Annotated in this window: 15 protein-coding genes and 1 pseudogene; 6 read left to right on the top strand and 10 right to left on the bottom strand. The window is 60.3% G+C overall.

Annotated features, from left to right (window positions below; translation table 11 throughout):
• The first annotated feature begins 128 nt into the window (after positions 1 to 128).
• Positions 129 to 1,136, top strand: a complete 1,008-nt coding sequence (gene antC / locus HKK54_RS13805; RefSeq protein ID WP_169387020.1) for an anthranilate 1,2-dioxygenase electron transfer component AntC — start codon at positions 129 to 131, stop codon at positions 1,134 to 1,136.
• A 71-nt stretch (positions 1,137 to 1,207) separates the two neighbouring features.
• The gene (locus HKK54_RS13800) at positions 1,208 to 2,611 is read left to right on the top strand and encodes an amino acid permease (RefSeq protein WP_010174183.1); all 1,404 of its coding nucleotides are present in this window, start codon (positions 1,208 to 1,210) and stop codon (positions 2,609 to 2,611) included.
• Positions 2,612 to 2,767: 156 nt separating this feature from the next.
• Here HKK54_RS13800 and kynA read toward each other — a convergent pair whose 3' ends face one another.
• Entirely contained in the window at positions 2,768 to 3,625 is an 858-nt protein-coding gene (gene kynA / locus HKK54_RS13795) for a tryptophan 2,3-dioxygenase (protein ID WP_010174181.1), read from the bottom strand.
• A complete protein-coding gene (kynB, locus tag HKK54_RS13790) occupies positions 3,622 to 4,272 on the bottom strand; it encodes an arylformamidase (protein WP_169387019.1) in 651 nt (216 codons plus the stop codon). The genes kynA and kynB overlap by 4 nt, the downstream gene beginning before the upstream one ends.
• A 389-nt stretch (positions 4,273 to 4,661) precedes the next feature.
• On the opposite strand from kynB, the gene HKK54_RS13785 reads away from it, so the two are divergent.
• The 3 genes from HKK54_RS13785 to HKK54_RS13775 all read left to right on the top strand — a co-directional run bounded on the left by HKK54_RS13785 (position 4,662) and on the right by HKK54_RS13775 (position 9,054).
• Positions 4,662 to 5,006 carry a cupin domain-containing protein gene (locus tag HKK54_RS13785; protein ID WP_003212331.1) on the top strand — a complete coding sequence of 115 codons (345 nt, stop codon included), beginning with the start codon at positions 4,662 to 4,664 and terminating at the stop codon, positions 5,004 to 5,006.
• 559 nt (positions 5,007 to 5,565) lie between these two features.
• Positions 5,566 to 5,766, top strand: a complete 201-nt coding sequence (locus tag HKK54_RS13780; RefSeq protein ID WP_010174179.1) for a hypothetical protein — start codon at positions 5,566 to 5,568, stop codon at positions 5,764 to 5,766.
• Positions 5,767 to 6,084: 318 nt separating this feature from the next.
• On the top strand, positions 6,085 to 9,054 hold the full coding sequence (locus tag HKK54_RS13775) for a UDP-N-acetylmuramoyl-tripeptide--D-alanyl-D-alanine ligase (protein WP_237151060.1): 2,970 nt from the start codon (positions 6,085 to 6,087) through the stop codon (positions 9,052 to 9,054).
• On the opposite strand, the gene HKK54_RS13770 is transcribed toward HKK54_RS13775, so the two are convergent.
• The 8 genes and pseudogenes from HKK54_RS13770 to HKK54_RS13720 all read right to left on the bottom strand — a co-directional run bounded on the left by HKK54_RS13770 (position 9,051) and on the right by HKK54_RS13720 (position 23,828).
• Entirely contained in the window at positions 9,051 to 9,938 is an 888-nt protein-coding gene (locus HKK54_RS13770; protein WP_169387017.1) for an alpha/beta hydrolase family protein, read from the bottom strand. The genes HKK54_RS13775 and HKK54_RS13770 overlap by 4 nt on opposite strands.
• A gap of 11 nt (positions 9,939 to 9,949) precedes the next feature.
• Positions 9,950 to 11,140 (bottom strand): HlyD family efflux transporter periplasmic adaptor subunit, encoded by a 1,191-nt coding sequence (locus tag HKK54_RS13765; RefSeq protein WP_169389282.1) that lies wholly within the window; start codon positions 11,138 to 11,140, stop codon positions 9,950 to 9,952.
• 26 nt (positions 11,141 to 11,166) lie between these two features.
• A complete protein-coding gene (locus HKK54_RS13760) occupies positions 11,167 to 13,350 on the bottom strand; it encodes a type I secretion system permease/ATPase (RefSeq protein WP_169387016.1) in 2,184 nt (727 codons plus the stop codon).
• The gene (locus HKK54_RS13755) at positions 13,347 to 14,744 is read right to left on the bottom strand and encodes a TolC family outer membrane protein (RefSeq protein WP_178120981.1); all 1,398 of its coding nucleotides are present in this window, start codon (positions 14,742 to 14,744) and stop codon (positions 13,347 to 13,349) included. The genes HKK54_RS13760 and HKK54_RS13755 overlap by 4 nt, the downstream gene beginning before the upstream one ends.
• Before the next feature lie 182 nt (positions 14,745 to 14,926).
• The gene (locus HKK54_RS33595) at positions 14,927 to 16,900 is read right to left on the bottom strand and encodes a BapA/Bap/LapF family large adhesin (RefSeq protein ID WP_237151059.1); all 1,974 of its coding nucleotides are present in this window, start codon (positions 16,898 to 16,900) and stop codon (positions 14,927 to 14,929) included.
• A gap of 1,968 nt (positions 16,901 to 18,868) precedes the next feature.
• Positions 18,869 to 20,539: pseudogene (locus HKK54_RS33980) on the bottom strand (Ig-like domain-containing protein); the annotation flags it as partial.
• Positions 20,540 to 21,408: 869 nt separating this feature from the next.
• Positions 21,409 to 22,296: a 3-hydroxyisobutyrate dehydrogenase gene (mmsB, locus tag HKK54_RS13725; protein WP_169387014.1), complete on the bottom strand. Its 888-nt coding sequence runs from the start codon at positions 22,294 to 22,296 to the stop codon at positions 21,409 to 21,411.
• Positions 22,297 to 22,310: 14 nt separating this feature from the next.
• Complete coding sequence (locus tag HKK54_RS13720; RefSeq protein WP_010174165.1) at positions 22,311 to 23,828, bottom strand: CoA-acylating methylmalonate-semialdehyde dehydrogenase; 1,518 nt, start codon at positions 23,826 to 23,828, stop codon at positions 22,311 to 22,313.
• 131 nt (positions 23,829 to 23,959) lie between these two features.
• On the opposite strand from HKK54_RS13720, the gene HKK54_RS13715 reads away from it, so the two are divergent.
• Positions 23,960 to 24,907, top strand: coding sequence for a LysR family transcriptional regulator (locus tag HKK54_RS13715; protein WP_010174163.1), 948 nt, complete (start codon positions 23,960 to 23,962; stop codon positions 24,905 to 24,907).
• Positions 24,908 to 25,061 lie beyond the last annotated feature (154 nt).

The raw sequence follows: 25,061 nt of genomic DNA, 5'->3' as shown, positions 1-25,061 counted from the left end.
AACGCGGTCTGACAGATGGATCGCTGTACCTGGATTTGGGGCCGCTTCGCAGCCCAACGGGGGACAAGCCCCCTCACCACAAAAGCTTGCTCGTCAGGCATAACAATCAAACTCGCGGAGCTCTGCGAATGAATCACAAAGTGGCCTTCAGTTTTGCCGACGGCAAGACCCTGTTTTTCCCGGTGGGCGCCAATGAGATCCTGCTGGACGCGGCGTTGCGCAACGGCATCAAGATCCCGCTCGATTGCCGCGAAGGCGTGTGCGGGACTTGCCAGGGCCGGTGCGAGTCGGGCGAGTTCACTCAGGACTACGTGGACGAGGAAGCCCTCTCCAGCCTCGACCTGCAACAACGCAAAATGCTCAGTTGCCAGACCCGGGTCCAATCCGACGCGGCGTTTTACTTCGACTTCGATTCCAGCCTCTGCAACGCGCCGGGGCCGGTGCAGATCCGCAGCACCGTGAGCCAGGTGCAGCAAGTCTCGGCCAGCACGGCGATCCTGCACGTGCAGCTTGAAGCCCCGCTGGACTTCCTGCCCGGCCAGTACGCCCGCCTGTCGATTCCCGGCACCGATAGTTGGCGCTCCTACTCCTTCGCCAACCGCCCGGGCAACCGGTTGCAGTTCCTGATCCGCCTGCTGCCCGATGGCGTCATGAGCAACTACATCCGCGAACGCAGCCAGGTCGGCGATGAGCTGCTGCTGGAAGCGCCACTGGGCGCTTTCTACCTGCGGCACGTCACCCAACCGCTGGTGCTGGTGGCTGGCGGCACCGGATTGTCGGCGTTGCTGGGCATGCTTGATGAGCTGGCCGCCAACGGTTGCCAGCAGCCGGTGCACCTGTATTACGGCGTACGCGGTGCGGCAGATTTATGTGAGGCCGCACGCATAAAAGCCTACGCCGAAAAAATCCCGGGGTTTCGCTACACCGAAGTCCTCAGCGACCCGCCCTCCGACTGGCCCGGCAAACGCGGCTACCTCACCGAACATTTCGACCTGGCCGAATTGCGGGATCAATCGGCAGATATGTACGTGTGCGGGCCCCCGCCGATGGTCGAATCCATCAAACAATGGCTGCTGGATCAGGCACTTGATGACGTTCAGCTGTATTACGAAAAGTTTACCGAGAGTAATATCTGACCCCTCAGCGGTATGAGGGGCTGGTTCGGTGTGCGATCAACCCTGAAAAAAACAAGTAGAAGGGAATGTTAATGGCGGATGACATGGTTAACCCGGTGGGCCTCAAGCGTGGCCTGAAGAACCGGCATATTCAGCTGATTGCCTTGGGAGGGGCGATCGGGACCGGGCTGTTCCTCGGCTCGGCGGGCGTGCTCAAGTCGGCTGGCCCCTCGATGATCCTGGGCTATGCGGTAGCCGGTTTCATCGCGTTCCTGATCATGCGCCAGCTGGGCGAGATGATCGTCGAGGAACCGGTGGCAGGCTCCTTCAGCCACTTCGCCCACAAATACTGGGGCGGTTACGCAGGCTTCCTCGCCGGCTGGAACTACTGGGTACTCTACGTACTGGTGGGCATGGCCGAGCTGACGGCGGTGGGCAAGTACATCCAGTTCTGGTGGCCGGAGATTCCGACCTGGGTCAGCGCGGTGGTGTTCTTTGTGCTGGTCAACCTGATCAACACCCTCAACGTGAAGTTCTTCGGTGAGACCGAGTTCTGGTTTGCGATCATCAAGGTGGTGGCGATTGTCGGCATGATCGTGCTCGGCTGCTACCTGCTGTTCAGCGGCACCGGCGGCCCGCAAGCCTCGGTGAGCAACCTGTGGAGCCACGGCGGGTTCTTCCCCAATGGCGGCATGGGGCTGTTGATGTCCATGGCGTTCATCATGTTCTCGTTCGGCGGCCTGGAGCTGGTGGGCATTACCGCCGCCGAAGCCAGCGAGCCACGCAAGGTGATCCCGAAGGCGATCAACCAGGTGGTGTACCGGATCCTGATTTTCTACGTCGGCGCCCTCACCGTGCTGCTGTCGCTGTACCCATGGGACCAACTGCTGCAAACCCTCGGCGCGTCGGGCGATGCCTACAGCGGCAGCCCGTTTGTGCAGATCTTTTCCTTGATCGGTAACGACACCGCCGCCCACATCCTCAACTTCGTGGTATTGACCGCGGCGCTGTCGGTGTACAACAGCGGCGTGTACTGCAACAGCCGCATGCTGTTCGGCCTGGCCGAGCAAGGCGATGCGCCCAAAGCGCTGATGAAGTTGAACAAGCAAGGCGTGCCGTTGCGTGCCCTGGGCATTTCGGCCCTGGTGACGCTGTTGTGCGTGGTGATCAACTACGTCGCGCCGCATGACGCGCTGGAGCTGTTGTTCGCGCTGGTGGTTGCTTCGCTGATGATCAACTGGGCGCTGATCAGCCTGACCCACATCAAGTTCCGCAAGGCCATGGGCGAGCAAGGCGTGGTGCCGTCGTTCAAGACCTTCTGGTTCCCGTTCAGCAACTACCTGTGCCTGGCGTTCATGCTGATGATCATCTGCGTGATGCTGGCGATTCCGGGTGTGCGGGCGTCGGTGTATGCGATTCCGGTTTGGGTCGGGATTATCTATGTGGCGTACCGGTTGCGGTTGAGCAAGGGTAAAGCCTTGGCCGCCGCACGCTAACCCTTGTAGGAGCCGGCTTGCCGGCGATGAGGACCGTAGCCTTGCGCTAGCCTCAAGGCCGCTATCGCCGGCAAGCCGGCTCCTACAGGTGGCGTATTTGAGCTGTAAAAAAGCCCCGGTACTCGATGAGTGCCGGGGCTTTTTGCTGGGCCTTGATTACAGCGTGGAACGCACTCGCCACAGCTCGGGGAACAGCACGGTGTCGAGCATCTTGCGCAGGTAACCCACGCCTTCGGTGCCGCCGGTGCCCGGCTGGAAGCCGATGATCCGCTCCACGGTAGTGACATGGCGGAAGCGCCACTGACGGAAGGAATCTTCCAGGTCGATAAACTTTTCGGCCAGTTGGTACAGGTCCCAATACCGGCTCGGGTCGCGATAAACCTCGCGCCACGCCGCCTCCACTGAGTCATCGTGAACCGTCGGCGCCGTGGGGTCGCGTTCAGCGCGCTGCGGGTCGATCGCCAGTCCGGCCTTGGCCATCAGGTTGACCGCCTCGTCGTACAGCGACGGCGTGGCAATCGCCACTTTCAACTCGTTCAATAACTCCGGGCGATGGGCGTGAGGCCGCAACAGCGCCGCGCTTTTGTTGCCGAGGATGAATTCGATTTCCCGGTACTGGAATGACTGGAAGCCCGACGACTGGCCCAGGTACGGACGAATCGACTTGTACTCCGACGGCGTCATGGTCGCCAGCACCGCCCAGGCGTGCACCAGTTGGTCAAAGATCCGCGACACCCGCGCCAGCATCTTGAACGCCGGCGGCAACTCACCCAGCCGCACGTGTTCGCGGGCAGCCTTGAGTTCGTGGAGCATCAGCTTCATCCACAGCTCCGAGGTCTGGTGCTGGATGATGAACAGCATCTCGTTGTGGTCCGGTGACAGCGGGTGTTGGGCGCTGAGCACTTTGCCCAGGTCCAGGTAGTCGCCATAGCTCATGGACTCGGAAAAATTCAGCTCGGCGTTATGCCATTCTTCCGGCGGCTGGTAATCGGGGGAGAAAGGACACTGGCTCATCGCGTGGGCTCCTTGAGCGGGCGGAGAATGGCTCGTACCGGGCTGGCATCGAGGTTGGCAAACCGCAGCGGCAACGCGATCAACTCGTAATCGCCCTCCGGCACGTCGTCGAGGACGATGCCTTCGAGAATCGCCATGCCATGCCGGGCGACGGCGTTGTGGGAGTCCATGGTCTTGGACTGTTGCGGGTCGAGGGACGGCGTGTCGATACCGATCAGGCGCACACCGAGGCTGGCCAGCAGTTCGACGGTTTGCGGGGCGACTGCAGTGAAATTCGAATCCCAGGTATCCAGCGGTGCCTGTTGATAAGTGCGCAACAGCACCCGCTCCGGCAGGTTATCCAGGCGGCCTTCCAACTGATGCGGTTGCACCAGCGAGCCGCTGCCCAGGCAGTGCAGCACCCGGCACGGGCCCATGTATACCTCCAGGGACACTTCGCCGATCGGCGCACCGTCAGCGCTGTAGTGCAACGGCGCGTCCACATGGGCGCCGGTGTGGGGCGACAGGGTGATGCGCCCGACATTCACCGGGCACTCGGGGCCGAACTGCCAGACCCGCTCTTCCTGAAACGGCGTATCACCCGGCCAGGTCGGGGTCGCGGTGCTCAAGGGCGGGCTGATGTCCCACCACGTTTTTATTGGATTCATTTCAAGGCTCTCGGTCGTTACTGGGGTGAATGATACGAGGGCCAGCTGTAAATATTCTTGCGAATTCCAGCGCAAAGCGGGAAATCTTTCGCACTTACTGCGAGGAAATGGCTGATTGGCGCACAGATATTTCGTACTGACTCATTCCTTCAAACAACAAATATTCCCTGTGGGAGCCGGGCTTGCCCGCGATGAGGCCGGCACAGCTTCCCCTTCCATCGCCTGACACTCCGCCATCGCGGGCAAGCCCGGCTCCCACAGGGGTTAGCGGTGACTCACGGATGTGCAAATGACTGCGCTTCCTGGCATCCCGATGTCGAGTTCAGACCATTGGCGGGCGGCCCAAGGCGATAGGGTTCGGACTTCCCTTCCTCTGCCTCGGAATCATCATGTCCAAGCCAATCACCGTACTGCGCGACACCCACCCACTGCCGGTGCTGGACGCCTGCAAATGGGAAAAACTCGAAGGCGACCCGCACACCGTCAACCTCAACGCCTACACCAGCGAAGACGGCAGCAAGATCATGGGCACCTGGATCTGCACCCCGGGCAAATGGCGGGTGGAGTATGTGAAGTGGGAATACTGCCACTTCCAGGAAGGCTACTGCGTGATCACCCCGGATGGCCTGGAGCCGATCCATTTGCGGGCTGGGGATATCTTTGTGGTGGAGCCGGGGATGAAGGGGACGTGGGAAGTGGTCGAGACGGTGCGCAAGTATTTTGTGTTTGCCTGATCACTCTGCCCGGAAAGGGGTCCCTGGCCCCTTTTGCCTGAACCACGACCAGCCTCCCCTCTGACTTACAAGCCGCTTCTTCCTACCCCCCTTCCAATTACATCCCCTATTATTTGCGAATAACAAACCCTTGCATTCCAAAACAATCAATTGGTATTTTGTGACAGAATGTTGTGAGCGCCAAGTTTTTGAAAAGCCGTCATGACGTAATGCGTGAAAATACATAATCAAACTCACCAAACAGTACAACCACTACTTTAGTTATAGATAATATTGGCTTTTGACACCCCCTACAGTTTGAGATAGCTTTCTTGAAAACCGGCTATATCTGATGTTCATAGCATTATAACCCTATGATAATAAGAGCCGCGAAGAAGGTGCAGAACTTCACATTATCGCAACCTTCTCCGCACAGTGATGGAAAACGCGCATCGATTTGAATTAGACTTCCAATGAATCAATTGATCACCCCATTGGTTTGTTCTAAGGAACCTATACGTCTTCCAGCACTTACTGCACGCGGCAGTCGAGACCGCGCTTTTGTAAAAGGATCAAGAAAATGCCTGAAAAAACAACGCGTCTGACCATTCTCATCGACCATCCGACCAAGCAGCGTCTTGAGTCATTGTCTGAGGAAGTTGACCTTACTATTTCTCAGGTCATTCGCAAGCTCATTCGCGACCATCTCCAGCAGTACGAGAGCCAAATCCCTCCTTCCGTCCTGGAACCGGCGAAAGAGGATTCATCACTCTATTCCTGATATATAAGCTCGGCTGATTTGCCTTTATAAAAACACGGCACAACTTCCTCCTTATCTATCGTTCGGCGTGCAGTTTATTCGCGGAACTGCATGCCCCCTCCTGTCCAAGTTAATGACTGGTGATGAACTATGTCTGTGAAACAGCAACTGCTTGCTTGTTATGCTCATTTGAGCAAGGAAATTAATGGGCCTGCTATATCATCAGACACTGCACCCTGTACCTTGTTTTTCTCTCTGAGCGACACTACACGGCGCGCACATGTTTTTCATGTAACGGCAGATAACTTCGAAACCGCCTGGCAAACCGGCATACAACAAGTGCAGGAAAGCTACGAACGAAACTGTGCGAAGTCGGACAACATCGCCGAACGTTCATGGATACGCGTCGAATACGCAATTAACGTAAGCCCTATCACCTGGGCCCAACTCAATGCGCGCTTCAAGCGCCACAAGCGTAATTACTTCCGGCACGGTATTGCCTTCGATGCGACGCTGCAAATTGCGATCACCGAGCAGGAACTGAATGCCAACGCGATTCTGTATGGCGGCAACGCTATCAATCACGCGACCTTCAATGCCGGAAATTTTACGGTGTATGCCAGGCGTCGTTTTACAGGGCTCAATACCGCCGACCTGATCGCCACGCTGAAACCTGAAACACCGGTGTTCATGTTCGACACGCTGGGCGTTTTTTGTGCAGAAGACGGCGTACCCCACTTGCTGAACCCGGGCCCGGCAGAAACTGGCTGGCGCACGTTGGCAGCGCTGGAGCCCGGCATGGTAAGGGCGAGCATCACCAGCGCCGCAAACTACCTGGGCGCGCAGGTGCAGGACAGCGGACAGTTCGTCTACGGCTATTTCCCGTGCTTCGACCGGGCGATAAAAAACTACAACACGTTGCGCCATGCCAGTACCACCTACTCAATGATCGAGGCCTGGGCACTGACCGGCGATGAAGCGCTTAAGTCCGCCATCGACCGCTCGCTGGCCTGCCTCACCCAGGAGCTGATCAAATCCTACGTGCTGCCCGACGCCAGCGTAGCCGCGTATCTGCTGGACACCGGTGACGAGATCAAACTGGGCGGCAATGCCGTGTGCCTGCTGGCTCTGGTCAAGTACAGCGAAGTCACCGGTACCCGCCACTATCTACCCGTGCTGGAAGCCCTGGCCAATGGCATGGCCTGGATGCAGGACGCGACCACCGGCGCCTTCGTGCATGTCTTGCATGGCCGCGACCTCGCTGTAAAAGAGGCGTTCCGGATTATCTACTACGACGGCGAAGCCGCGTTCGGGCTGATCCGCCTCTACGGCCTGACCCGCGATGAACGCTGGTTGACCGTGGTGGAGAAAGCCTTCGACTACTTCATCGAAAAAGAGCACTGGCGCGAGCACGATCACTGGCTCAGCTACTGCGTAAACGAACTGACGCGCTACCGACCTGACGAGAAGTATTTCCGCTTCGGCCTGAATAACGTTGCGGGTTACCTGGGGTTCGTGCAGCAGCGAATCACCACTTTTCCGACCCTGCTGGAATTAATGATGGCCGCGCAACAGATGCTTGAACGCATCGCCCAACAATCCGATTTGCGCCATCTGCTCACCGCGATCGATCTGCACGCGTTTTACCGAGCCTTGCATCATCGTGCGCGCTATCTGCTCAACGGGTATTTCTGGCCGGAGATGGCGATGTACTTCGCCAACCCTGCGCGCATTGTCGGTTCGTTTTTTATCCGTCACCACGCGTTCAGGGTGCGCATCGACGACGTGGAGCATTACCTTTCGGGGCTGATTGCCTACCACCGCTACCTGCTCAACGGCGCGCCGCAGGTGAGCCTGGCCCAGGATGCAGCCCCCCTCGACTGGGCCTGGGACGCCAACACCTTAGCCCGTGTGACCCACGGGACTTGGGCAAAACAGCCGCCGGCCGGCTGGTACACGTCGGGTTTGACGCCGTCGATGCAGTTTTTCAAACCGCAACGCATGCTCAATCGGCATCCCGGCAAAGTCGGCCCCAACGAAGAGCAGTCGGCACTGCGCTGGGCTCAGGCGAGCCCTGAGCGGCGCCCTTCGGCTTTCTTGTGTGTAGACCCGACGCCCTATCTGAACAGTGGCCTGCCGGTGTTGCAGGTTGCCGACACCAGCGAGGCCATGCTGCAAATGGGTCGATACGCCAGGCAGCAATTCGCCGGCCAGGTGTTCGGCGTCACCGGCAGCTTTGGCAAAACAACTGTGGTCGCCATGCTCGCCCACGCGCTGAACCACTGGGGGGAAGTGGGGCACACCGAGGCCAACGCCAACCTGCCCCATGGCATCGCCTGGAACCTGGCGAGCATGCCCCGCCCCGCCAGATTCTGGGTACTCGAAATGGCCGTGGGCCGCATGCCGATTAACTCGGAGCTGGTGCGCCCACACATTGCTATCGTGACCGGGCTGGCTCCGGCGCACCTGGAATACCACGGCACTCTTGAGAACCTGGCGCGTAAAAAGAGCGCGATCTTCCGCTCGATGGCACCCGGCGGCCACGCGGTGCTGTGCCGTGACATGCCGCACTACGAGGTGTTCGCCCATGCCGCCGAAATGGCGCGCTTGCACGTGACCAGCTATGGCGAACATGCCGATGCCGACGTACGCCTGCTCGACGTGCGCAGCGAGGCCGACCGGGTCTGCGTCACCGCGCAACGTGGCACGCAACGGCTGAGTTTCAGCCTGAGTGCTCGCGGCCGACACATGGTGCTCAACGCGCTGGGGGTGCTCGCGTCGCTGTTCGCCGCCGGACTTGAGGCCGAGCACGCACTGGAGGTGTTGACCGGTTTCAAAGCGGTGGAAGGTCGCGGCAATATCCTCTCGATCAAGTGCACCGGCGGGCATTTCCAACTGATCAACGATGCATACAACGCCAACCCCGGTTCGATGGTCGCGGCCTTGCGTTCGATGACCGACCTGCCCGTGGCCTCACGGCACCGGGTGTTGGTGTTGGGCGACATGCTGGAACTGGGCCCCGACGCCCAGCGCTACCACCTGGACTTGGCTGACTCGCTGCGCACGGCGGCGCCCAGGCATTTGGTGCTCTGCGGGCCGCTGATGCTTGAGCTGTACCGGGAGCTACGCAACGAGCTGTCAGTGCAGTGGTTCGAGAATGCCAAGGCATTAAGCCAGGCGTTGGCACACCACCCCGATCAGTGGTTCCAGCCGGGGGATTGGGTACTGGTCAAGAGCTCCGGTGGTACCGGGTTGTCGCAGATCTGTGATTGGCTGAACACAGCCGAACAGGCGGTGCCTGCGGGCTAGCCCGCGCAACCCGCAGCCGTCTTCAGGCCAATCTCATTGCGCAGTTGGTGAAACACCGCAGGCACGCCCTGCGCCTTGACCAACTGTGCACGATGCCCGGCGCGAATCAGCGCCTGGTAAAAACGTTCCTGCAACACGAATGGCGTTACCTGGTCGTCCACGCTGCCAATCACGAACAACTGCCGCGCAGGCGCGACGGCAATGCCGGCGATGTGTTCGAGGGGATCATAAGGGTGCAGTAACCCATTGGTGTCGCGTCCCGGACGCGAAGGCAAGCCTTTGCTTTGACGCAACATCTGCGCGCGCTGCACCAGAGCGAACGCCCCGGAAGTCATCACCACACACTTCATATCGGTACGCCCCAAGGTTAACAATGCCGCCGCCACCGTGGCGCCGCCGCTGTGCCCCAGCAACACAAACTGCCCGATGCTGTAGCGTTTTCGCAGTTCGTTCAGCGCGCCATCCAGCGCAATAAACTCGCGCGCTTGGCGCCGCTGCCCATGGTTGCCGCTGGACCCGTAGGTACCAGGCCGCGCCACAATCACCACCGGCACGCCCGCGCGCCGGCTGAGTGCCTTGGCCTGCGTGACCTTGGCGGCCAGGCTATTGCCACGGATCGACTCGGGAGAGCGGTGCATTTCCACGTTGCGGTCGCCATGAAACATCACGATCACCACTGGCGCATGGCTCAGCACCGCCCCGGCAAAATAACGAATGCACTCATCGCCCCCGGCAAACTCAACCCAAAGTGAAGAGTCGGCCTGGTTGCAGGTCGCCTGGTCAGCCGGGGTGTTCCAAAGCAACGGTGTCGAACCGTCACTCAGGGCCCACGCGCCCGGCACACCGCTCAACAGCAGCCCCCACCACAGCGCAAACCTGATCACGGCGACCTCCGCTAGCGTTCACGCAAGGCCTCGCGCGCACGGTTCATGGGTTTGATCAAATAGTCGAGCACGGTTTTCTGGCCGGTCTTGATATCTACCGAAGCGATCATCCCCGGCACGATCGAGAACGACTTGCCGGCCTTGTTTCTCAAGGTGTCGGCGTCGGTGCGAATAAACACGCGGTAGTAGAAAACTTCCGGCTTGACCTCGTCCTGGATGGTGTCTGGCGAAATGGTCACTACCTTGCCGTCCATGCCACCATAAATGGAGTAGTCGTAGGCAGTGATCTTAACCTTGGCCACTTGGTCGGGGTGGATAAAGGCGATGTCCCGCGGGGAGATGCGCGCCTCGATCAACAACTGCTCATCCAGCGGCACAATCTGCATCAAGCGCCCGTTGGGCGGGATGATCCCGCCGATGGTGGTGACCTCAATGCCCTTGACGATACCGCGCACCGGCGAGCGCAGGGTCAGGCGAGTCACCGAATCCGAGCGCCCGCGCATGACCGACGACAGCGTCTCGACGTCGGCGTTGACCTTGGCCAGATCCTCACCGGCTCGTACCATGTACTCGGAGCGAGCCTGGGTCAGCTTCAACTCCAACTCGGCCTTTTGGCGCTTGAGACGCAGCACTTCAACGTTGCTGGCGGCGCCGACCTTGGCCAGGTTTTCGGTAATTTCCAGCTCGCTGCGCACCAGCCCGAGGGACGAACGCACGCCGGCCAACGACTCTTCAAGGCCCTTGCGCCGTGTGTTGAACAGGTCGGTTTCGGCGCGTACCAGTGCCGGGTAACGCTCAAGCTCCGGCGGGAACAGCAACGGCTTGCCATCTACCTCAGCCTGCAAACGCGCGACGCTGGCCAGCGACGCCCGGTATTTGGAGGCACTTTCGTCAAAGTTGGATTCGGTTTTGGTCGGGTCAAGCTTGGCTAACGTCTGGCCATTTTTGACAATATCGCCCTCAGCCACATTCAACTCAGTGACGATGCCACCTTCCAGCGACTGGATAATTTGCTCTCGCGAGGTCGGGATGACTTTGCCGCTGCCCGTCGAGACTTCGTCCACTTCAAAAAAGTAAGCCCAGGCACCAAACGCAATCAGCATGACAAACACCCAACCCACCACACGCGTGGCGCGTACCACGGTGTGCTCATCCACGCCGTCGTGGCTATGCCGGGCGCCTTCGTCTTCGGTGGCGAGCAGGGGAATGGTTTTCGGCGCATGGCTTTTCACTGGGTGTTCCCCTTGGGTTTGGACAGCCGCGCAATCGCGTTGTCTTTGCTGTCATCAACGATGATCTGGCCGTTGTCGACCACGATCACCCGATTCACCAGGCTCAATACACTCATGCGATGCGTGGCGATAATCAGCGTGCGGTGGGCGGCCCAGCGGTCGAGGTTGTGGATCAACTGGCGCTCGGTGGCTTCATCGAGGGAGGCGGTGGGTTCATCGAGCAGCACGATATGCGGCTGGCGAATGATCAGCCGCGACAGCAGCAGCGACTGACGCTGCCCGCCCGACAGACCGAGGCCGCCCTCCAGGATCATGTGGTCCATGCCGTCGGCGAACTTGCCGATAAAGTCGGCGGCGCCGGTCAACACCAGAGCCTGGAGGATTTCCTGGTCGCTGGCATGCGGGGCCCCCATGATCAGGTTGTCGCGCAGGGTGCCGTGGAACAGCCGCGAGTTTTGCGTCATCAGCCCCACATCGCGGCGCACGTCCGCCGGGTCGATGTGACTGAGGGCAACACCGTCGAGGCTGATGGTGCCAGCCTTGAGATCAAGCATCCCGGCCAACGCCTGTAACAATGTGGATTTTCCGGCGCCGTTACGCCCCAGAATTGCGATGCGCTCCCCCGGCTGGATCTTCAAGTCCGCCACACGCAACGCCGGCACAGGGGCGTCGTCGGAATACTGGAACGCCGCCTGGCTTAGCGCGTATTGGCCTTTGATCACCGGCAGGTGCACGCGCTTGCTGCCCTCGGGATGATCCACCGGCAATTCCATGATCCGGTTCAGGCCTTGCAGCGCGACCTTGGCCTGCTGCCAGCGCGTCAGCACCTGGGTGATCTGGGACATCGGCGCCATCATCCGCGACGCCAGGATGGAGGCGGCCACCAGGCTACCGGTGGTCATTTCGCTGGCCATGACCATCGGCGCACCGAACACCACTACCACGGCAAACACCGAGCCCTGCACATTGTTGCTCCAGGTCACCAGTTTGTTGGTGAGCATGCGCAAGCGCAGACTGGCATCGCCGCAGGTGGCGTTGTAGTGATTCCATTGCTGCTGGAAGCGCTGTTCAGCCTGCAGCGCCTTGATATCGTCCAGCCCTTGCACCGTTTCCACCAGCATGGCGCTGCGCAACGAGCTTTCGCGCATCGATTCATTCGCCAGTGCCGCGAGTTTTTTCTGCGCCAACAGCCCCGGGACTATCAGGAACAGCACGGCCACCATCGGCACCGCCACCAGCGGGCCGGCGATCAACCAGTAGATCACCAGAAACAGCAGGAAGAACGGCAGGTCGGCCAGCGCCGTGGCGGTGCTGGAGGTGATCAGCTCACGCAGTTGTTCCAGCTCCTTGAGCTGCGAAATGAACGAGCCGGTGGACTTCGGCCGGGCGCTGTTACGCAAGCGAATGGCATGCCCGAAGACCAGGTCGGAGACACGCAAATCGGCGCGTTTGCCGAGCATGTCGGTGATGCGTACACGGGTGATGCGCATGATGAAATCAAACACCAGCGCCAGCATCACCCCGCCAAAGAGCACATACAGGGTGGGCATGGATTCGGCCGGGATCACCCGGTCGTACACCTGCATCGAAAACAGCACGCCGGCCAGACCGAGCACGCTGGTGACCAATGAGGCGAGCATGACGTAGCCATAGGGCCGCAGATCGCGCAGCACGATGTTTTTGAACCACGCCTTCTCGTAAGGCTTGATGTAGTCGTCCACACGCCGGTCACGCACTGCCGTCATGGGTCGCAGAATCACGCTCTTGCGCGCTTGCTCCAACAGGTCCTGGCGGGTGAGCCGGCTTTGCAGGCCGCCGTCGCCGCTGTAGGCGATGCCCAGGTTTTCGCCGTCGCCGAGGGTTTCGAGCACGCCCACCTGGCCGTCGGCAAATTGCAGCACTACCGGTAATTGACGCTGCATCAGCGTGGTTTCGCTGAAGTCCGCAATCACGCAGTTCAACCCCGCCTGGCGGGCCATCTGCCGTACCACCTCTTCCACCGAAGCGCCTTCGGTCCATTGTGCGGCGATTCGCACGCTTTGGGCCGAGCATTCCAGGCGGTAATGCCGGGCCACGCTCAGGACGGCCTCCAGCCACACTTCATAATCCACTGCAGGCGCCGGGTTCAGCGGTGTTTGTACTGCGTTGGTTTCATGCGCAAGCATCACAGCATCATTCATGGCCGAATCTCCACACCTTGCAGGGTGCTGTTGTCCAGGTGGAACGCCGTGCGCAGTGCACCCGTGTTGTAGAGGCAATCGATTTTCAGGCGACGCAGGTCAGCGGCGGTGTTTTCCCGGTCCATGCGTGCCTGGTGAATTTCCTGCTCGGCATTCAGCAGGTCGAGCAACGGCCGTGTGCCCAGTTCGAGGTACTGCTGGCGATACAGGTCGCGGGTTTCGGAGATGCTGCGCTCACGAAAATCCAGGGTGGAAAGGCGCTGACTTAGGCTTGATATCTGGTCTCGCGCTTCCAGCAACCCCTGGCGTACCGCGAGGCGCGCGGCGTCATTGGCGGCATCCGCGGAACGCAGGGCCTGTTGCGCCGCAGATTTACGCGCGGTGATTGCGCCGCCCTGGTACAGCGGCATTTTCACGTTGAGAAATACGCCATAACGGGTACGGTCGCGGCCGCCGGGGACGTTGCTGTCGTCGTTGCTGTCCAGGTAGTGCGTGATGGACGGGTCCAGCGACACGGTCGGCAACGCCTCGGCACGGGCTTGTGCAATCAGCGCCAGCGCATCGACACGCTGCGCCTGGGCGATCAGCAATGTCGGCGTGACCGCCGTATCGGGCACCACGCCTACGCAGGATTGTTCCAGGCTTGCCGGAAAACCATTGGCAACACTCACCGGTGACTGAGCCCCCAAGAGGCTGCTCAAGGTGCTGCGCCAGCGATTGAATTGCGCGGCGAATTGCAGTTGCGTCGCCATTGAGGCCTCGACCCGCGAGCGGGCCTGGATGAGGTCCGAACGGGTGCTGGCGCCCATGTCGCTGCGCTTTTTCGCCAGCTCTGCAATCGCCGAAATGCCGTCGACCTGCTCGCGCGCCAGTTGCACCAGCAACTGCGAGCGCTGCAATTCGATCACGGCGAACGAGGTATCCCGGGCCACCTGATCAATCGACAGCAACACCGACGCCTGGCTGGCACTGACCCGTGCCAGGGCGCTGTCGACAGAACTTGAAACCTTGCCGAAGTCATACAGCATCTGCGAGGCCGACAAGGAAAACGCGCGGCTCTGGCCGTTGCCCGTCAGGCCACTGTCGTAGCCCGAATTGAAGCCGCCGCTGACTTGCGGGTAGTAACCGGAACGGGCGATGTTCACGTTCTCGTTTTGTTGGTACAGCTGGCCGATCGCCTCGGAAATTGCCGGATGCCATTCCACCGCCAGTTGAATGGCGCGTGTCAGGTCAAGGTTGCTCGGTATGACGTGCTCGGGTGCCACCGGTGCGCTTACGCTCGTTGGCCCGCCGGGTAAATGTGTGCCCAGGTTGCTCGGGCTGATGATGTTGACGCGTTCTTCATCGTCGATATACGACGCTGCCATGACCGGCGCACTCTCGGGCGCGATCATTGCGACTGCCAGAATTACGGCAGACAGCTGCTTGGCCAAACTCTTTTGCCTCACTGCTAGTCACCTGACTGTTGTCAAACCTGATGAGTACAACAACGGGCCGTGACTGACGTCATGGCCCATCGCTGCAATACCGTTGGAGAGGAAAACCGGGCCTTGCGGCCCGGTCGCCAGGCGTGGCGTTACACCACGCTGATGCCGCTCTGTACCCAGAGCTGATGGGTTTCATCTTCCGCACTGGTGTAGATCACGTACTCAAGACCGTTCTCTACCTGGGTCGCGCCGGCGCTCCAGTCACCTGTCAAATGCACGCTGTCCTGATCGTCACCCTGGATCATCAAGCGATCCGACTCAGGCCCGGTGATGGACACCAGGTCTTCGAGGCTCAAGGTCAGGTCAACGGCGCTGACATCGTTCAGGTCGATGCTGTGCACCCCGCTGACTGTGCCAATCAGGTCGGTGAGGTTGATGGCTGCATCGCCACCCTCCCACAGCAACCCGTCTGCACCCGCGCCAGCATCGACATGGGTGAAGTCGGTGTCGTCGGCCACCACGGCATCGTGGTGATCGCCGTCAACGTTGGCGCCGTCATCCACCACCTGGTCCACCGCACTGTGGGCAGCGGCAATACCGGCACCTTCAGTGGCGGGCGCACCCGGGTTGGTGTCGTCCCAGACCAGGTCGCGATCCGGTGAGTCGATGCGGATGTACAGGTCGGCAGTGTCTTCCTGGCCGGTTGGCGTGGTGAGCTTGTAGGTGAATTTATCCACCTGGCCAATCTCGTCCAGCGTCAGCCCTGCATGCGGGGTGTAGACGTACTTGCCATCGGCGAACACGGTCAATGTGCCGTGGTCACCGTTGATGTTCGCCCCCGTTTGCCCAGGAATCACATAGACCCCGTTGACCAGCACACTGAGTACCGTCAGCGGCGAACCGAGTACATCCGGCCCGGACAAGCTGTCGGACAGCAGGTTGCCTGTCGCATTTTCCATCGCGCCGGTGACGAACTCCGTGAGGAAGGTGGTAGTGAGCTTCTGAGCGATGTGCAGCGCACTCAGAGACAGCACCGCACCGGTCGTCCCGGTCACGCGATAGGTCCCGGCATCCAGCCCTTTGAACGTGTAGTTCGCCTGGGTAGTGGTCTGCTGCGTGACCCATGCGTTATCGATGAACTTCTGCAGGTTGACGGTCGTGCCTGGCAACAACGCAATGCCGGTGACGGTGACGTTGATCGCAAGCTCTGCGGTCGTGCCCGTGCCAACGTTGATGGCTGCACCCGTACCCGTACTGCTTCCGAGCAGTGCCAGGTTGTAGCTCAGGGTCGCCAGGTCGGCCTGGGTGACCAGGTTGACAATGTCGATCTGTGCCGAACCCAGGTCGTCATTGGCGACCGTGTTGATCACGCCTGGCGCCGACGGATCGGTAGCACTCCACTCCACGTCGACACTTGGGCTGTCGATGCGTACATACAAGGTTGCCGAGGCCGAACCACCGGAACCATTGACCAGGTGATACTCGAAGGCATCCACCTTGCCGATGTTGGCGATATCGCCATTCGGGGTGTACTTGTAGTCGCCGTTGGCAAAAATGGTCAGTTGACCATATTGGCCCTGCAGCACCGTACCCGTGGTGGCGTCGGCATCTACAAATTCGCCTTCAACCTCAACCTGTACCTTCACTGGTCCGCCGGTTCCCGGTTCATCCGGTTGACCGCCGATGCCCGGGTCGGTGATGACGTTGCCGGTGACATCCGGCCCCGCTACACCGGTGAAGTCGGTCAGGCTTTCATTGGTGACGCTCAGCTTGGCCGTGGCGCCTGCACCGACGCTGACCAGGTTGGGGTCGAGCTTGAGCGTAAAGCGATACTGCCCGGCTTCCAGCCCTTCGATTTTGGCGCTGGAGCTTTGTCCGAACAGACCTAACAGGTCGAGCAGGCCCGAACCGTTACTGCCTTGTTGCACCGGCAACCATCCACCTGCACCGTCGCTCACTTCCAGCGTCGCGGTGAAGCCACCGCCCAATAGCGAGACCAGGTCGGCCTGGGCAAACTGCAGGTTCAACGTCCCGCTGGAGCCCTCGGCAACCGAGAATTCCTGCTGCTTGGTGTGATCGCCCAGGATGATGCCGCCGATACCCAACAGGGTGAAGACGCGCATATCGGCCAGAGCGGTATCGGACGTTACGGGTTTGATGGTCACTTCGCCGGTGGCGAGATCATCGAAGGCTTCAAGATCGGCGTCGGCGTCGGCATCGGCATCCGCGTCGGCATCGGCGTCTGCATCGGCGTCGGCGTCGGCGTCGGCGTCGGCATCAGCGTCAGCGTCAGCATCAGCATCGGCATCGGCATCAGCATCAGCGTCCGCATCAGCGTCAGCATCAGCATCAGCGTCAGCATCCGCGTCGGCATCAGCATCAGCATCAGCATCAGCATCAGCATCAGCGTCAGCATCGGCGTCGGCGTCGGCGTCGGCATCAGCATCAGCATCAGCATCAGCATCAGCATCAGCATCAGCATCAGCGTCAGCGTCAGCGTCAGCGTCAGCGTCAGCATCGGCATCAGCATCGGCATCGGCATCGGCATCAGCGTCAGCGTCCGCATCAGCATCAGCATCAGCATCAGCATCAGCATCAGCATCAGCATCAGCATCAGCGTCAGCGTCAGCGTCAGCGTCAGCATCGGCATCAGCATCGGCATCGGCATCAGCGTCAGCGTCAGCGTCCGCATCAGCATCAGCGTCGGCATCAGCGTCAGCATCGGCATCGGCATCGGCATCAGCATCAGCATCAGCATCAGCATCAGCATCAGCGTCCGCATCAGCATCAGCATCAGCATCGGCATCGGCATCGGCGTCGGCGTCGGCATCAGCGTCGGCATCCGCGTCGGCATCGGCGTCGGCATCGGCATCAGCGTCGGCATCAGCATCAGCATCAGCATCAGCATCAGCATCAGCATCAGCGTCCGCATCAGCATCAGCATCAGCATCAGCATCAGCATCAGCATCAGCGTCCGCATCAGCATCAGCATCAGCATCAGCATCAGCATCAGCATCAGCGTCCGCATCAGCATCAGCATCAGCATCAGCATCAGCATCAGCATCAGCGTCCGCATCAGCATCAGCATCAGCATCAGCATCAGCATCAGCATCGGCATCGGCATCGGCATCGGCGTCGGCATCAGCGTCGGCATCCGCGTCGGCATCGGCGTCGGCATCGGCATCGGCATCAGCGTCGGCATCAGCATCAGCATCAGCATCAGCGTCGGCATCAGCGTCGGCATCAGCATCAGCATCAGCATCAGCATCAGCATCAGCATCAGCGTCGGCATCAGCGTCGGCATCCGCATCCGCATCCGCATCCGCATCCGCGTCCGCGTCAGCATCAGCGTCGGCATCCGCATCCGCATCCGCATCCGCGTCAGCATCAGCGTCGGCATCCGCATCCGCGTCAGCATCAGCGTCAGCGTCAGCGTCAGCGTCAGCATCAGCATCGGCATCGGCATCGGCATCGGCATCGGCATCAGCATCAGCATCAGCATCAGCATCAGCATCAGCGTCAGCATCAGCATCAGCATCAGCATCAGCATCAGCATCAGCGTCGGCATCAGCATCAGCATCAGCGTCGGCATCAGCATCAGCATCCGCGTCGGCATCAGCATCAGCATCAGCATCAGCATCAGCATCAGCATCAGCATCAGCATCCGCGTCGGCATCAGCGTCGGCGTCGGCATCAGCGTCGGCGTCGGCGTCGGCGTCGGCATCAGCATCGGCATCGGCATCGGCATCGGCATCGGCATCAGCATCCGCGTCTGCGTCCGCATCAGCATCAGCGTCGGCATCCGCGTCGGCGTCGGCGTCAGCATCCGCGTCGGCATCAGCGTCAGCGTCAGCATCCGCGTCCGCATCGGCGTCGGCATCGGCATCGGCATCGGCATCGGCATCAGCATCAGCATCAGCATCAGCATCAGCGTCGGCATCAGCGTCTGCGTCTGCGTCTGCGTCTGCGTCTGCGTCAGCATCAGCGTCGGCATCCGCATCCGCATCCGCATCAGCGTCCGTATCATCAATATCAATAGCTATCACAGAAGCGGGAATAGACTCGTTGCCTGCCGCGTCGGTCAATGTGACAGCCAGTGTTTCGCCGTTAACCTGAGGCGGGGCGAGGGTGACCTGGAAATTACCGTCGTCGCCCACCGTGCCGGTACCGATCACGTTGCCATCAGCATCCTTGACGGTAACAGTCGCACCTGGCTCCCCCTTGCCGGTCACAATGCTTCCATCTTCGCCAGCTATCAGGTTGGTTGGGGCGTCAGGGGCGGTGGTGTCGCCCGCGAAAGCAGTGCCCGGCAGGGATTCTTTGCCCGAGAAATTGCGCAGGAATACGCGTAGCCGCTCACCATTGATATGCAACGCGTTCAGTTGAACCAGGAATGTACCGTCATCTGCCACCGTACCGGTGCCGACCACTTCACCGGCATCGTTGAGAATGGTGACCTTATGGGCTGCGGCGCCTTCACCGCTGAGCGTGTCACCGGCATCACTGATTGCCAGATTGCGCGGCGCCAGCGGTGTCTCGATATCAGCGACAACCAACGCACCCGGCGCCGACTCATTGCCAGCAGCGTCCTTGAGCGTGACTGCGAGGCTTTCGCCCTCGGTCGCGGGGGTGTCGAGCGAGGCCTGGAAATTGCCATCCGCGCCGACGGTGCCCGTACCGATCACGTTGCCACCGGCGTCCTTGATGGTCACGGTAGTGTTCGGTTCACCTTTACCGCTGACGGTTGAGCCATCGGCACTGATCACCAGGTCGACCGGTGCATCTGGAGCAGTGGTGTCGCCCGCCACCACGGGGCTGCCCGGCGATTCATTGCCCGCTGCGTCCTTGAGGGTGACTTGCAGGGTTTCGCCATTGGTTTGCGGCGTTTCCAGGGTGACCTGGAAGTTGCCTTCAGCATCCACAGTGCCGGTGCCGATGGTATCGCCGTTGGCATCCTTGATGGTCACGGTCGAATTAGGCTCGCCCTTACCGCTGATGGTTGTACCGTCTGCGCTGACGGCCAAACCGGTCGGTGCGGCGGGGGCTGTTGTATCACCCGCTACCACAGGAGCAGGTGGCGATTCCTGACCCGCTGCATCCTTGAGGACAACTTGCAGGGTTTCGCCATTGGTTTGCGGCTTGCCCAGGTTGACCTGGAAGTTGCCGTCGGCGCCCACAGTGCCGGTACCCAGTACATTACCGGCGGCATCCTTGACGGTGACCGTGGTGCCAGCCTGGCCTTTACCGCTAACCACCGTTCCCGCGCCATTGACCGCCAAACCGGTCGCAACACCGGGTGCAGGGACTGGCGTTTGATGATGGCCACCACCACCGCCACCACCGCTCAATGCCGCGGCGGTACCGCCGACGGCGAGGATGCCCAAGCCCCACAGCACCCAGTCCGGTACCGCACTGTCAGCAGCAATGGCTGCTACACCCAGGTCGTCCAGGGTCGAGATTTCGGTGAAGTTGAAGCCCGAATACGGCGTGGAATAGTTGCCGAGCAACAATGTTCCGTCGGCATTTTCCAGGACCAGTTGGTTAGCGGCGCCGTCGGGTCCCACCACAAAAAAGTTCTGAATGGTGATGGTTTCTCCAGACTTCAGAGTGACCACCAGGTTTTGGCCGGACTGTTGAAACGATTGAACGCTTTCTTGTCCGAACGGCAGTTTTACAATGCTGGTTCCCTTGAGGCTGGCGTTACCAAAGGCATGTTCCGTCGCCGCCCCCGTTGCCTTGTCGACAATTGTTATGTTTTTCATCTCTCACCCGTTTTTTATATGGACACACGTATTTCAGCGCGAGCGAATGCCCACGACGGTAGTTGCCGCCGAGCACTAAACTCTTTTTGCGTTTATAGAGGACTCGTCAGGATTGACAGCGATCAACCCACGCCGGTTTCTTCACGAAATTGCAGGCCCACACGGGTGCGCTTGCAACACGCTGACGCCGAATGAAGTGGCACATCCTTCGCATCAGAATAAGCCTGCCCGGGCCTAGGGTTGGACCTCAAGGGAGCCCAGAGGTCGAGCAGCCGGGAGAGGTGGCAGGCCAGGATGCGGGCTTTTTCGAGTTCCACGGCGGCCTCGTCCGATGAGGCCGACAGCCCTGGTAAACCCGATGTACGCATCCGTTCGCTAGCCATCTCTGACACACCTGCACAACTTTAAAAAGTACAACGCTTCGGCGGAAATTATCGAGACATGGCAACCATCGCAACGCTCGCGAAGCCGATACTAGCGAGGCAATAGTCAACATCAAAGGGAAAAGTAAACACGCATTAAACATGGGCAATTAATACGAACACCCACGACAAACCGAGCACACACAATCGCGAAACTTATTACAATCGCGTTATAACCGAGCACTTCGCAAGCACTAAACCCATTAATAACCCATGATCAATAACTTGATATTCAGCCATTATTCAGCAAACTTGTAAAATTTTATTTCACAGTTATAACAATGCAAAATGACTTTACGCCTAGGCATTAGTCGATAAGTAATACCGGCTCCCCACGAACGTAGTAAAGGGGTTTATTCAGGGCAAAAAAAAGCACCAGTGGTGAGCTGGTGCTGAAAGGTTTACGCAGTAAAAATCAGGGCCTCACCGTGGTGAGAGACAGCAGCCCTACCTGGGCTTGCGATAGCTGTTGATGATCGCCGAGAAGTCCTGGCCCCCTTCCCCACGCTGGCTCATCGATTGATACAACTGCTGCGCCACTGCGCCGAGGATCACCGGTTGGTGCGCCTGGCGTGCGGCTTCAGTGGCCAGCCCCAGATCCTTGAGCATCAGTTCCGCACCAAACCCGCCGGTATAACCCCGGGACGACGGTGCCGTTTCGATAATCCCGGGCCACGGGTTGTAGGTGTCCGAACTCCAGCAGCGCCCGGTGGAGCTGTTGATAATCCCCGCCAACACTTGGGTGTCGATGCCCAGCGCATCGCCCAGGGCCATGGCTTCGCTGACGCCGACCATGGTGATGCCCAGCAGCAGGTTGTTGCAGATCTTGGCGATTTGCCCGGTGCCGACTTCGCCGCAATGCACGATGTTGCGGCCCATCTGCGCCAGTACCGGTTGCAGGGTGGCGAACAGTTCCGGGGTGGCGCCGACCATGAAGGTCAGTGTCCCGGCCTGGGCGCCGCCGGTGCCGCCGGACACCGGGGCATCGGCCATCACCACGCCCTGTTTTGCTGCCGCCGCTGCTACATCGCGGGCGGTCTGCGGGTCGATGGTGCTGCAATCCACCGCCGGCACGCCTTTGCCGATGCCGGCCAGCACGCCTTCTCCACCCAGCCATACGCTGCGCACGTGGGCTGCCGCCGGAAGCATGGTTACCACCAACTCGGCGCCTTCTGCTGCGGCGCGCGGTGAGGCGCTGATGGTGCCGCCCAGCTCGGCCAGTTCCTGGAGCACGGTCTGGTTCAGGTCAAACAGGTTCAGCGTATGGCCCGCCTTGATCAGGTTGCGCGCCATCGGCGCGCCCATGTTGCCCAGGCCAATAAATGCAATCTTCATGGTCATCTCCTCGATCAGCGCAAGTTGATGGTGGTGTTGACGCCATCGTTGACGCTGTCGTCGTCGAACCAGCGGCTGGTGACGGTTTTGGTCTGGGTGTAGAACTGCACCACTTGCTTGCCGTACGGGCCCAGGTCGCCGAGTTTCGAGCCGCGTGAACCGGTGAAGCTGAAGAACGGCACCGGTACCGGGATCGGGATGTTGATACCGACCTGGCCCACATCGATTTCGCTCTGGAATTTACGCGCCGCCGCACCGCTCTGGGTGAACAGGCCGGTGCCGTTGCCGAACGGGTTGGCGTTGACCAGCGCGATGGCCTGGTCGAGGGTGTCGACTTCCAGCACCACCAGCACAGGGCCGAAAATTTCCTGGGTGTAGATCTGCATGTCGGTGGTCACACCGGAGAACAGGGTTGGGCCGACGAAGTTGCCGTCTTCAAAACCCGGCACCTTGATGCCACGGCCATCCAGTTCCAGCTTGGCGCCTTCTTTCACGCCGCTTTCGATCAGGTCGAGGATGCGTGCCTTGGCGCGCTTGGAGATCACCGGCCCCACATCGGTGCCCGCTTCGCTGCCGGCGTTCACCTTGAGTTTTTGCGCCAGGGCCTTGAGGTCCGGCAGCCATTGCTTGGCCGCGCCCACCAGCACCACCACGGAAGTCGCCATGCAACGCTGGCCGGCCGCGCCGAAGCCGGCACCTACCAGGGCGTTCAGAGTTTGTTCGCGGTTGGCGTCCGGCAGCACCACGGCGTGGTTCTTGGCGCCCATCATCGATTGCACGCGCTTGCCGTGTTTGCCGGCCAGGTCGTAGACGTGGGTACCGACAGCGGTCGAACCGACGAAGGACACGGCCTTGATGTCTTTGTGGGTGCACAGCGCATCCACCACATCCTTGCCGCCGTGAACCACGTTCAACACACCGGCTGGCACGCCGGCTTCCAGCGCCAGCTCAACCAGCAGCACGGTCGACAGCGGGTCCTGTTCCGACGGCTTGAGTACGAAGGTGTTACCGCAGGCGATGGCCATCGGGAACATCCACAGCGGAATCATCGCCGGGAAGTTGAACGGGGTGATGCCGGCGCACACGCCGATCGGCTGGCGCAGGGTGTAGGTATCGACGCCGCCGGCGACGTTTTCAGCGAATTCGCCCATCTGCAAAGTGCCGATGGAGCACGCGTGCTCGACCACTTCCAGGCCACGAAAAATGTCGCCTTCAGCGTCGGCAATGGTCTTGCCCTGCTCGGCGCTGAGCACTACGGCGATGCGCTTGGAGTGCTCGCGGATCAAGGCTTGCAGCTTGAGCATGATGCGCATGCGCGCACCGATCGGCGTCAGCTTCCAGGTCTGGAAGGCGCGATGGGCGGCGTCGATGGCCGCGTTGACTTCTTCGGGGGTGGAAAACGGTACGCGGGCCAACACTTGCTGGGTGGCCGGGTTGACGATGTCTTGCCATTCGGTGGTCTTGGATTCGACCCACTCGCCGTTGATCAGCAGCTTGACCTGTTGCACGGAAATATCGGCAGATGCGTTCATGTGGTCTCCAATTCTTATAGGTATGCAGAGAACCAAGGCGTTGAATCGCCTTGATGATGAGGCGTTCGGACTGTTTTTGGAGTATAGATGTGCAAACTTCTAATAAGAACGCACATAAAAGCCGGTCCAATATGCAAAAAAACATCACGTCGTTAGGCTCCCTGAACTGGGATGACCTGAAGTTTTTCCTCGAAGTTGCCCGCACCCGCAAGGCCAGCGTCGCCGCCAAGCGCCTGGCGGTGGACTACACCACCGTGTCGCGGCGCATCAGTTCGCTTGAAGGATCGTTGGGCACCCTGCTGTTTGAAAAGTCCCGGACCAACGGCTTCGTTCTGACCACCGAAGGCCAGCGTTTGCTGGGTTACGCCGAGTCCATCGAAAGCACCTTGCACATGGCCTGCGAACAGGTCTCGGGCTCTGGCGTGGCGCTGTCCGGCCACGTGCGCATGGGCTGCACCGAAGGGTTCGGCAGTTTCTTCGTCACCCCGCAACTGAGCCACTTTGTCGACACCTACCCGGCGATCTCGGTGGATATCCTGCCCCTGCCCCACTTCATCAGCCTGTCCAAGCGCGAGGCGGATATCGTCATCGCCCTGGAGCGCCCGGAACACGGGCCGTACGTGTGCTGCAAGTTGTGCGATTACAAGCTGCAGCTTTACGCGACCCAGGAGTATCTGGACCAGCACCCGCCCATCCGCCGGGCAGCGGACTTGGCCGAACATCCGTTTATCAGTTACGTGGACGACCTGGCGTTCAGTTCAGAGCTGCTGTACCTGGCCAACGTGGTGCCCGGCGCCAGCGCCAGCTTGCGCAGTACCAGCGTGATCGCGCAGTACGTAGCCGCACAGCAAGGAAGGTCGTTGGCGATTCTGCCGTGCTTTTTGGCGGCGCAGGACCCGCGATTGCTGCCGGTGCTGGGCAAGGAGATCAACATTACGCGGCAGTTCTGGATGTACTGCCGCGAGGACCTGAGGAAGTTGAAACGGATCACCCTGCTGTGGGACTACATCCGCGAGGTGACGGAGCAGAATCAGCCGTTGTTGATGGGGGAAACCCGCGACATGAGGTTTGCGGATTAAGCGATCAAACACACCATAAATAAAATGTGGGAGCCGGGCTTGCCCGCGATAGCAGTGTGTCAGTCGCCGAATTTATCAACTGATCCACCGCCTTCGCGAGCAAGCCCGCTCCCACATTTTTGAACGCATTCCATAGAGCGAACGAGGGCGCCAG

It is taken from the genome of Pseudomonas sp. ADAK13, from assembly GCF_012935715.1.
Lineage (GTDB): Bacteria > Pseudomonadota > Gammaproteobacteria > Pseudomonadales > Pseudomonadaceae > Aquipseudomonas.
Note: the sequence above shows the minus strand (reverse complement) of the source record. Positions and strands in the feature narration are given on the sequence as shown.

Excerpts from the sequence above, each read along its gene's own strand:
- antC (WP_169387020.1), top strand. The coding sequence starts at position 129 with ATGAATCACAAAGTGGCCTTCAGTTTTGCCGACGGCAAGACCCTGTTT.
- HKK54_RS13800 (WP_010174183.1), top strand. The coding sequence starts at position 1,208 with ATGGCGGATGACATGGTTAACCCGGTGGGCCTCAAGCGTGGCCTGAAG.
- kynA (WP_010174181.1), bottom strand. The coding sequence starts at position 3,625 with ATGAGCCAGTGTCCTTTCTCCCCCGATTACCAGCCGCCGGAAGAATGG.
- kynB (WP_169387019.1), bottom strand. The coding sequence starts at position 4,272 with ATGAATCCAATAAAAACGTGGTGGGACATCAGCCCGCCCTTGAGCACC.
- HKK54_RS13785 (WP_003212331.1), top strand. The coding sequence starts at position 4,662 with ATGTCCAAGCCAATCACCGTACTGCGCGACACCCACCCACTGCCGGTG.
- HKK54_RS13780 (WP_010174179.1), top strand. The coding sequence starts at position 5,566 with ATGCCTGAAAAAACAACGCGTCTGACCATTCTCATCGACCATCCGACC.
- HKK54_RS13760 (WP_169387016.1), bottom strand. The coding sequence starts at position 13,350 with ATGAATGATGCTGTGATGCTTGCGCATGAAACCAACGCAGTACAAACA.
- HKK54_RS13755 (WP_178120981.1), bottom strand. The coding sequence starts at position 14,744 with ATGATCGCGCCCGAGAGTGCGCCGGTCATGGCAGCGTCGTATATCGAC.
- HKK54_RS33595 (WP_237151059.1), bottom strand. The coding sequence starts at position 16,900 with ATGCGCGTCTTCACCCTGTTGGGTATCGGCGGCATCATCCTGGGCGAT.
- mmsB (WP_169387014.1), bottom strand. The coding sequence starts at position 22,296 with ATGAAGATTGCATTTATTGGCCTGGGCAACATGGGCGCGCCGATGGCG.
- HKK54_RS13720 (WP_010174165.1), bottom strand. The coding sequence starts at position 23,828 with ATGAACGCATCTGCCGATATTTCCGTGCAACAGGTCAAGCTGCTGATC.
- HKK54_RS13715 (WP_010174163.1), top strand. The coding sequence starts at position 23,960 with ATGCAAAAAAACATCACGTCGTTAGGCTCCCTGAACTGGGATGACCTG.